Annotated in this window: 6 protein-coding genes and 1 pseudogene; 1 reads left to right on the top strand and 6 read right to left on the bottom strand. The window is 37.6% G+C overall.

The window, feature by feature from the left end; translation table 11 throughout:
* Positions 1 to 302: 302 nt before the first annotated feature.
* The 3 genes from AC13EX_RS01780 to AC13EX_RS01770 all read right to left on the bottom strand — a co-directional run bounded on the left by AC13EX_RS01780 (position 303) and on the right by AC13EX_RS01770 (position 3657).
* Positions 303 to 1442, bottom strand: coding sequence for a PKD domain-containing protein (locus AC13EX_RS01780; protein ID WP_482891305.1), 1140 nt, complete (start codon positions 1440 to 1442; stop codon positions 303 to 305).
* Between the two features lie 536 nt (positions 1443 to 1978).
* Complete coding sequence (locus AC13EX_RS01775) at positions 1979 to 3136, bottom strand: glycosyl hydrolase family 28-related protein (protein WP_482891304.1); 1158 nt, start codon at positions 3134 to 3136, stop codon at positions 1979 to 1981.
* Positions 3137 to 3384: 248 nt separating this feature from the next.
* Positions 3385 to 3657, bottom strand: a complete 273-nt coding sequence (locus tag AC13EX_RS01770) for a GIY-YIG nuclease family protein (RefSeq protein WP_482891303.1) — start codon at positions 3655 to 3657, stop codon at positions 3385 to 3387.
* 39 nt (positions 3658 to 3696) lie between these two features.
* On the opposite strand from AC13EX_RS01770, the pseudogene AC13EX_RS01765 reads away from it, so the two are divergent.
* Positions 3697 to 4095, top strand: a pseudogene (locus AC13EX_RS01765) (transposase); the annotation flags it as partial.
* Positions 4096 to 4370: 275 nt separating this feature from the next.
* Here the strand turns inward: AC13EX_RS01765 and AC13EX_RS01760 are convergent.
* From AC13EX_RS01760 to AC13EX_RS01750, 3 genes are all read right to left on the bottom strand, one after another.
* Complete coding sequence (locus tag AC13EX_RS01760) at positions 4371 to 4910, bottom strand: hypothetical protein (protein WP_482891302.1); 540 nt, start codon at positions 4908 to 4910, stop codon at positions 4371 to 4373.
* A gap of 98 nt (positions 4911 to 5008) precedes the next feature.
* Entirely contained in the window at positions 5009 to 7660 is a 2652-nt protein-coding gene (locus tag AC13EX_RS01755) for a TrlF family AAA-like ATPase (protein WP_482891301.1), read from the bottom strand.
* 158 nt (positions 7661 to 7818) lie between these two features.
* Complete coding sequence (locus AC13EX_RS01750; protein ID WP_482891300.1) at positions 7819 to 8250, bottom strand: hypothetical protein; 432 nt, start codon at positions 8248 to 8250, stop codon at positions 7819 to 7821.
* Positions 8251 to 8618: the final 368 nt, after the last annotated feature.

Raw genomic sequence — 8618 nt, 5'->3', positions numbered from 1 at the left:
TGCTGAAATCGCTTCAAAATCAGCCACTTCGTTGCTGCTTTCAATTTCACCATAGCGGTGCTATGCTAAAATCTCCAAACAGCCTGATTTTCTTGCGATTGCAACACTTCCCGTAAACACGGGACAGGCATCACCCCTGACAATCGTCAGGGCCAGGAAATCCTATTACATAATCCGGAATAATCCTAAAAAAAATTCATCCATCTTGCCTTTCACCATTTCAGGAAGTTGACAATATCTTTTTTCCTTGAATCACTATCTCCTACGCTATAAGAGCCAAAGCCTTTTCTTCAAAACAATATTTATCTAATCATTACTTCCCAATACTTCGTGTGTTTAGATTTACCGGCAGGCCCTTCTACGGTTAATGTCACCACTTTGTGAATTCCTTTTTCTTTGAATTGATGGATCGGATGTTGTTCATTGGAGTAATTTCCATCCCCAAAATCCCATTCCCATATTAATATCTCTCCTTGTGATTCATCTCTGAAGGCTACACGCTTCTTTTCCATATCTATTACTTCAAAAGACCATTCTGCCTTGATCAAATCCCTTAATTCGCTTTCTATGGGCATCAATTTAAACTTGCGTAGGAAGCTTGCATCTTTTACCATCCGCACATCATGGGATAAATTGAAATGCCCCTCTCTTTCCCCTCCGTCAAAATCCAATATCGACCAGGAAAGTCCAATACTATCACCCTCAATGAGTTTCGATTCAATGGCCTTTTCAGGGCCTTCATAAGGGGCATAATCATAAGGTGTCACCCAAAATTCCAAAACGAGCTTTCCTTCCTCCCCAGGTTCAAAGTTGTAGTCATAAGCATAATTTGATTGAGGAAAATCACCTATCCAATGTTGATTTCCCCAAATCAAAACCCATGCGTTGTTTACAGGCGGGGTATTGATATGGTAATTTTGAGCGTGGACACCACTAAAAGTGAAATGATTTTCTAAATAGGCCTCCGTTTTGCTATCCCACTTCAGGTCTTCTTTAGTATAAGCCGGATTATAAATAAAAGGACCTCCGGAAAGGTCGCCATCAACCACTATTTCGAAAATGTCATTGAGGTACCCTTTGTTACTAAACCTCCCAAAATCCCAAAAATCATCAGTAGCTTCATACAAAAAGTATAGCCTGTTCAAACCCTCTACCCAGCCTACCTTTACGCTTACCTCCAAATCGCCGGTATGATCAATAGCGTTTCCCAATCCATCCTCTGTATCTTTCAACATTTCATTGCCATATACATATGAACCTGGTACTATTTCCCAGTCATCCGATTTCCCATCTATACGTGGTATTTGATTTTTAGGGAACTGAAAAATTTTGAAAAGTATTTCATTTTCAGAGGTCTCATTCGGGGATTCATTTTGCGACTTCACCGAAGAAGCACAAAAAACAGCCAATATAGTAAACAGACAAATTTTCAGCTTGCTCATTTATCGAAGAAACATTTAGAACGTATAAGGATATTTATTTATCTTTTTCGCCAATTATTTATATGCTTAGCTTACGAGTTGCGTATACATGACCTATGCTATCAACTACTTAGGTCTATTATTTATCAAATTAAGTGTTTCGGTCAAAAATTCTAAGGGAAAGACCAAATTTTTTATTGGAATTGCCAATAATAGGACTTTCCAGTTAGATCTGATGGGCTTGTTTAAAGATTTTGAAGCAAAAACAGTAAGAATCAAATAGTATTATTGGAGCAGGTGACCAAATGGTAATAACAGCACAAAAATCCCGCTTAAACCATCAGAAAAGCCCACTTAATCATCAAAACAACACAAAGGAACAACCTCCTGAAAATCAATTACTTTTCATGAATTATGATTATTAATTGATTGTTGTCGTGAATTCAGATTATGATTGTAAGGATGAAAATTGGAATGCACCCCAACAATTGTATATACACATCTTTAGCATACATTGTTAGCATTTGTTACTTATACAATCTACCTATTTTCTTACCTTATATAGGTTTAGTTTTGTCGGTGGCCGGAGCGGAACCGATCCGTCGGGTCCGGATTGAAGCACCCCCGTTTTTAATAAACTTATCGACTGCCCCGACATTGCCCTCGACGACCCAGTAGTTGATGTCACCGAAGCCCAGGTTCTTGGGATCGTTGATGTCACTGACAAGCCTCTGCCATGCATTTCCTGCGTCTGTCTGTCCCTTACCTGGCATCTCCGTTTTCATTTGATCAATCGAGAATGCGTGCTTGCCTGACACTGTAAGATGATGGGTATTGCGGTAGGTGCCCACCCGAGCGAAGTGGGAAGCGTGATTGGCATTTAGGAATTCAAGACCGTTGATGTTGGAGGCTACAACGATGTTGTCGCCATCCGTATGCTCGTTGATCATGATACCGGTATGATACCCTGTTACAACCACGTTGCGCAGGACAGTCCATGCCGCATTATTGCAAGCCGGGGTTATCAGGCCACTGGTGCCATGGGTTGGTTTGGAGGCCTGAACGTTGTAGATGCCTGTGTTGATGAATACGTTTTCTATCTTGCATTGCGCCGCGTTCTCCAGATCGACGCCATTGATACCAGGATTATCATAGGTTCGGACATCCAGATTTCTGAGAACTACGTTGACCCCGGAGAATTGCATGTACAACTTCTCAGGTGAGTTACTGGCGGAGATGACAGCGGGGCCGGATTCTGCGAGACTCTTGACGATAGTGCCTTTATTTTGGTACGGGAATGCGCCGATCGTCCCGAATACCGGAGTCGGTTCGCTCTCGCCAATGATTTCGACCGTGATCCACTCTTTCGTTCCGGGAATAACGATTCTTCCGCGATAGATCCCGTTGGGTATAATCATTTTCCCGCCTCCCGCCTCGATCACCGCCTTCAGGCAGGCTGAAAGTGCTTCAGTATTATCCATCTTATCGTCGCCCACTGCACCATAATCCAGCACATTGAAAGTTCGCGAATTTATTGTGTAAGTTTTTTCGTTCACGCTATTGTTCTTCTGATTGGGCAGTTGCACTTGATTTTTTCTGTGGGATTCCTCCTTCTCGTTACAAGCAGAGATCAGAATCAATAATGAGAAAGCGGCTAATTTAATGCTTGAGAATTCTAGGATATTTTTTATTCTATTTCTTATTGTAAATATCATATAATTGGTTTTTATAATAAATGCTAACAATTGTATATATACCTATTTAGCCTCAGAGTTGGGGAAATATGGCCTATGCCCCCAACCCCTTCTGCTTAATACTATTTTCAAATTAAGCGCAAACAGGAAATAATACTAAATCGAAAACCTGCTTACTGGTATACTTTCCCCTGGAATCACTGGTATACTTTACTCTGGAATACTGGTATACTATGGAGTGGAATACTCACCTGGGCAGGTACTCCCATTCACCCCGTTGGATTATTGAAGTAATTGGAAATTCTATTCCTTAAATACTTTTTCCCATTCCCTGATTTCAAATACTTTTCTCTTCTGGTCGCATCCTGTTGATTTAAACATCCTTCCCAATAGATTAGCTTTAATGGCCTTCTCCTGTTAGTCGAAAGCACTTTACCTTGGTTATGATGTTCAACCCTTGCTTTTAAATCAGAAGTATACCCAGTGTAAAACTGCCCATCAAACTCACTGAGAAGAACATACACATAAAAATATTTGTCCATGCTTTTTTTGATGTAATTTAATAAAATCCTACGGGGTAAATCGCCATCAGCAACCAACGGATCAAATCACTTCAAAACGGCGAGGTTAAATTTATGGTAAAGAACTACCGTAATCAGGGCAAAAAAGAAACTTGTACGCTAACAGCTCCTGAATTCCTAAGAAGGTTCACGCTACATGTCTTACCAAAGGGTTTTACCCGGATCAGACATTATGGAATCCTAGCCAGTGCCTTCAAGGCCACACATAAAGTCAATATCGACAGGCAGATCGGTCAGGTCGTAATAGAAGTAGGGGAAAAACCTGATTCCATGCTCAGAAAGTGCCCTAGTTGCAAAACCGGGGAACTGCATACAGTGGCATGTTTTGACCAACGGGGGCCACCAGCCAACTGGTTTAATAAAATCAGAAAGCAAAATAAAAAGCGCCTGTTAGCTTAATGGGAAAGGTATGTCCAAAAGGGAAAAACCACCTAATAATCACGCTTAAAACATCGTAAAAGTGACTTTAGCCTCCTAAAAAAAACAAAACAACGTAAAAGATAAACCTATAACTACCAAACTTTTTCATCTTCCAACCATTGAAAAATAAAACAGGGAAAACCATTCCCCATAGTAAACCAAGTTCCCAACACTCTTCGTTCAACACTGCATTCAGACTAGGCTGTTCCAGCCGTCAGAATGCTTAGTTATTGTGCAACGTTTTTTATTCATTTTCAGGCATATCCATTTATGTATAGTTCTGAATATGTCCCCTTCTCCAAATTTACTTTCAAGTTGAAATAACAGTTTCCACCATCATCAACTTCCATAAGTTCTGATTTCCAATTTTCATTTCCCCAATCATCACAGAAAAAGTTAATCCAAATTTCTTTCTGCCCTTGACTGTTTAAAACGGGTACGTACTGTCGTTTAAATCCTTTCGTGCTTAATTCAAATCCTGTTTCTGTCCATTGATTGTCAGGATATTCCTTATTGTGTTTTTCAAGACTTTCTCGTTGCTGTTCATTATTTTCTTTTACAGCTTTTTCAATTATACTCTCAATTTCAATGAGTTCATTTTCTGTAAGTGTCGCAGGCTTCGCATCCTTGAACAACCAATACCAATCACTTTTAAAGTCTATAATCACATAGGTCAAGTCAGGAACTTGGAAGTAGATATTTTCAGTCTGTTTCTCAATAGTCTGGTCAGCTTTTTTTGTCTGCTCGTTACAAGCAGTTATTGAAATCAGAAGTATGAATATTATATGTTTCACGATTTTCTTTTCAAATGTTGCACAACGGATCGGTGATATGGAGCGGATGCAGCGATAGCAAGTCTGATCTCATATCACTTGTTACCTGCTGGCTATTTTTATATTCCATAAATCTCTTTTCTTCGAGTAAACGCAATTTTCCCTCCCTCAAGAATTTCGCAGCATTTGATCCTTGTTTCTGCTCTATCTATTGATCCTTCATCAAGAATATGAGATTTAATATTTGTACTTTTCAAAGGTATTATCAATTCTGCATCGCCAAGAACAGCAATGTTGGCATTATGAGTCACAATGATGACTTGTCTTCTTTCCTTTATTGTTCTTAAATTCTTAACTATGGTCTTATAAATAAATTCACTATCTAAATTATCTTCTGGTTGATCGATAATTAAAGGCTTGTTACTTTTTGAGAGCATCAATATTCCTAATAAAACTGACTGCTGCTGCCCTAATGAAAGTTGAGATATTTGTTTAGTCTGCCTTATTTGTTTACCATTCTCATCTGTAAATAGCTTTGTAACTAAAATTTCAGGTAAATCATCGAACTCAACTATTTCAAAGTCTTCATAATTGAAATCAGATTTTATAATTGAGCATATTCTCTTAATCTCCGAAGTTGACAATGCTTGATTAGAATTTTCATCTCGAATCTTCATTAGTTCAGTTATATTATTCTTCAAGCAAAGATCAAGAAATTCCAGCGGGCTATAATGTCTTAAAATTGATTTTGTTCTTTGTGTTTGGGTAGTTCGCCAATCAAATTTCTGTTTGGCCATTTCTTCAAACTCAAAGGAATGTCGACCTTGGTGATATTTTAAAGTGATATGAAGACCATCCATAGTGTTTTTTAAATTTGAATTCACTTCGGACGCAAAGGCATATCTTAAATAATAGATCTTATCCTTAATTTCCTTCCTTCTCTTAAGCATTACAACTCTTTCCTTTTGCAATTCTTCAAGTTCTTTTTTGCGAGTGTTTAAATATTTCACTCTTGTTGTGAGATCAATTATGTCTTTTGAAATTTGATTTATCTTCCCTAGATCAAACGGAATACCTTTAGATTCTAACTCGACTTTTTTTAAATCTATTTTTTCTTGAATTTCTTTTTCCTTGCTTCCCCATTCTAATAGTTGAACTTTAAGGTCAACAATTTTATTAGATAGAATTTCATTTAATTCCGTTGATTTCGAAGTAACTGCATCAGAAAAACTCTCAACAATTTCTTTAACTTTAGCAAATTGTTCTTTTCCAACGATGATGTCCTCGTCTGTAAGGTTGCTAAAGTCATCAAAAATAGTCTTATCATTCAACAATTCTTTATAGGTATCGATCAATTGTTTCAGATCTTCGATGATTTCCTTTCTTAGTTGTCGCTCTTTAATTAGAGCATTCTGATATAGTACAAGTTCACCAGCTTGTTCTTTCTGCAAAGTTTTAAGCTTTAAATTTTCATTTTTTAAAGTCTTCTCAGTTTCAGGAAGTGCAAGTAGTTCTAATCTTCGTTTTTTCTGCTCACTTTGATTCTCTCTCAGTTTCGTTATGATATCTTTCTCTTCATTTCTATAGGATGACAAGTCTAAAAACTCATCTAAAAAATCAATTAAGACATTTGGATTTGTGTCACTATGTTGCAATGTTTCTGCAGTTTCTCCTTGCCCATAACTTTCAATATCGACTTTGGAAATTCCATTAATTGGGTCAGTTATGTTATAGTTTGTATTGTTTTTTTCTCTTGTAAATTCAAAATTGTTCCCAGCTTCATCCTCGTACTGGACAGCTATTTTTTGCGGCCAGACCTCTGAATCAATTACTTTAGAATTTGTTTGATTTCCAATTGTCGCTTTAATTGCTTCGATTAGAGTTGACTTTCCAGCACCTCTACTGCCAATTATACAAGTCAAATTTCTACTAAGAGAAATTTCCTGTCCATCTAATAACCCTCCTTCAATTTTAACTGTTTTAATTGTTGGCCTTCTTTCAGGTATGAAATTTTCTAATCTGATTCTTGACTCATGATTTATTAACGCAATTTTGTATGATTGAAAAGTGAGCTCATCAACCTTTATTCTCGTCAGTTTGGTTTCACCTTGGGCATTTGTACCTAATTTAATTAAGCTATGTGAATCTGAAGACATGAGTTTTGCTAAATCAGAATTTGGCTCTAATTCTAATTCTGACCTTCTTAGGTTAATAAGACGTTTTCTGTCATCACTTTCATCTTGATCCGTATAGGATGTTATTGATGCCTTTGAACTTATCTCCAATCCAAGGAGGTTGGGATGTTTAATAACTTGTTCAATTGGAGGTCCAAAACGTCCTATTGTTTTTTCGAAGCCAGATGATAGTTCGATATGTGCTAAAACACCAAAGCCATTGAATCTTTTAGCATTGTCTAAACATTCAATTATTCCTTGAGTAGTCGTTTCCTTGTCAGCGCTCACATTTAGTGTTCCGTAAAATGACCTCAAGTTTGCAAAAGTTTCAAAATATAACAAAAGGTGACCTTGTGTTGTAGATACTTCTATTCCAGGTATAACTAAAATGCCTTTTCCAATTGAATGTGTTAATGCTAAGTTCACATTTTGAATTTCATTATGATCAGTAATACTTATTATAGACAATCCCTTTTCTACAGCTGTATCAACAATTGCTTCTGGTGTATTAGTCGTATCTGTTACGTCATAAGATCCAAATTCACCATAAGAATGAATATGTAAATCAGCTCTAACAAATTTTGCTCCTTGGTTCATTTTTTTCTCTTTTGCTTGCAGGTAACGTTTTGGCTAAAGCTAGTGCGGTTAACCGAAAATTCCTATAGAACCGGGATCGTCATCGTCAACCGCGTCTGTATCTGCCGAAGACGTATTGGCCGCATTAGCTTTAGGTGTTGTTGTGTGGTCGTGCTTTTTTATTTCTTTAAAATTTTTTCTTGCATTAGTTCATGAATAAAATCGTCATTATGAACTTTGGATTTCAATAGCGAGACACATTCTTGGTCGAAATTGTCATAGGCTGCAAAAATCAGTCTGTCATCCATTTCAGCTAAAACATGGATTACGTTTTTTCGGATTCCGACTCTGTTCAGGAAATCATTCTTCAAAAATTCCTTTGTCTTTTCATTAAGTTTGAAAATCCTGAAGTCCTGTTTAGGTGTCCTTGTGTTGCGGGTCAAATTGCCTTGTTCTTCAGTTGAAAAAGTATATCCAGTTTCTCGAATTTTAGACAAATCTCCTTCAAAACTCATTAATGAGTCTGTCGGGAGGGAATCAATGAGATATGTCAGAAGTTCTTTCGGTTTTTTTACCTGTAATTGGTAATGCATCTGTCTATCGTTTCGCATGCCACACAACATAAAGAGTTTTAAACGCAATCTAGCCAAAAAAAATAACTATCTAAGATGGAGTTCCTTAGATTGCGGTTAAAACTTAGTTGGACAGCCTGTCCCGTTTTTTTCGGGAAAACCGGGGGCCTGTCTATGGGCATTTATGTTTCGTTATTTGGGAGAGTTTGGGGTGTTTGGTGCCAGAAACCCCAGTTTTGATCTCTCTAACCACTGACTTGTGGTTGTTTGGATACTGTAGGGGCAGTCCTTTCCCATTAACGCCCTGCTGCGTTTTGATTTGGAGCCATGATTTCAAAGAGCTTTGCTATTTGGGTTGATGTTATGGGTCTGTTCCTTTCCCCTCAGCAAGGCCATACATCATCTTT

The sequence above is a fragment of the Cyclobacterium sp. L-R genome (genome assembly GCF_056859355.1).
The sequence above is the reverse complement of the archived record's forward strand: the minus strand, read 5'-3'. Positions and strand labels throughout refer to the sequence as shown.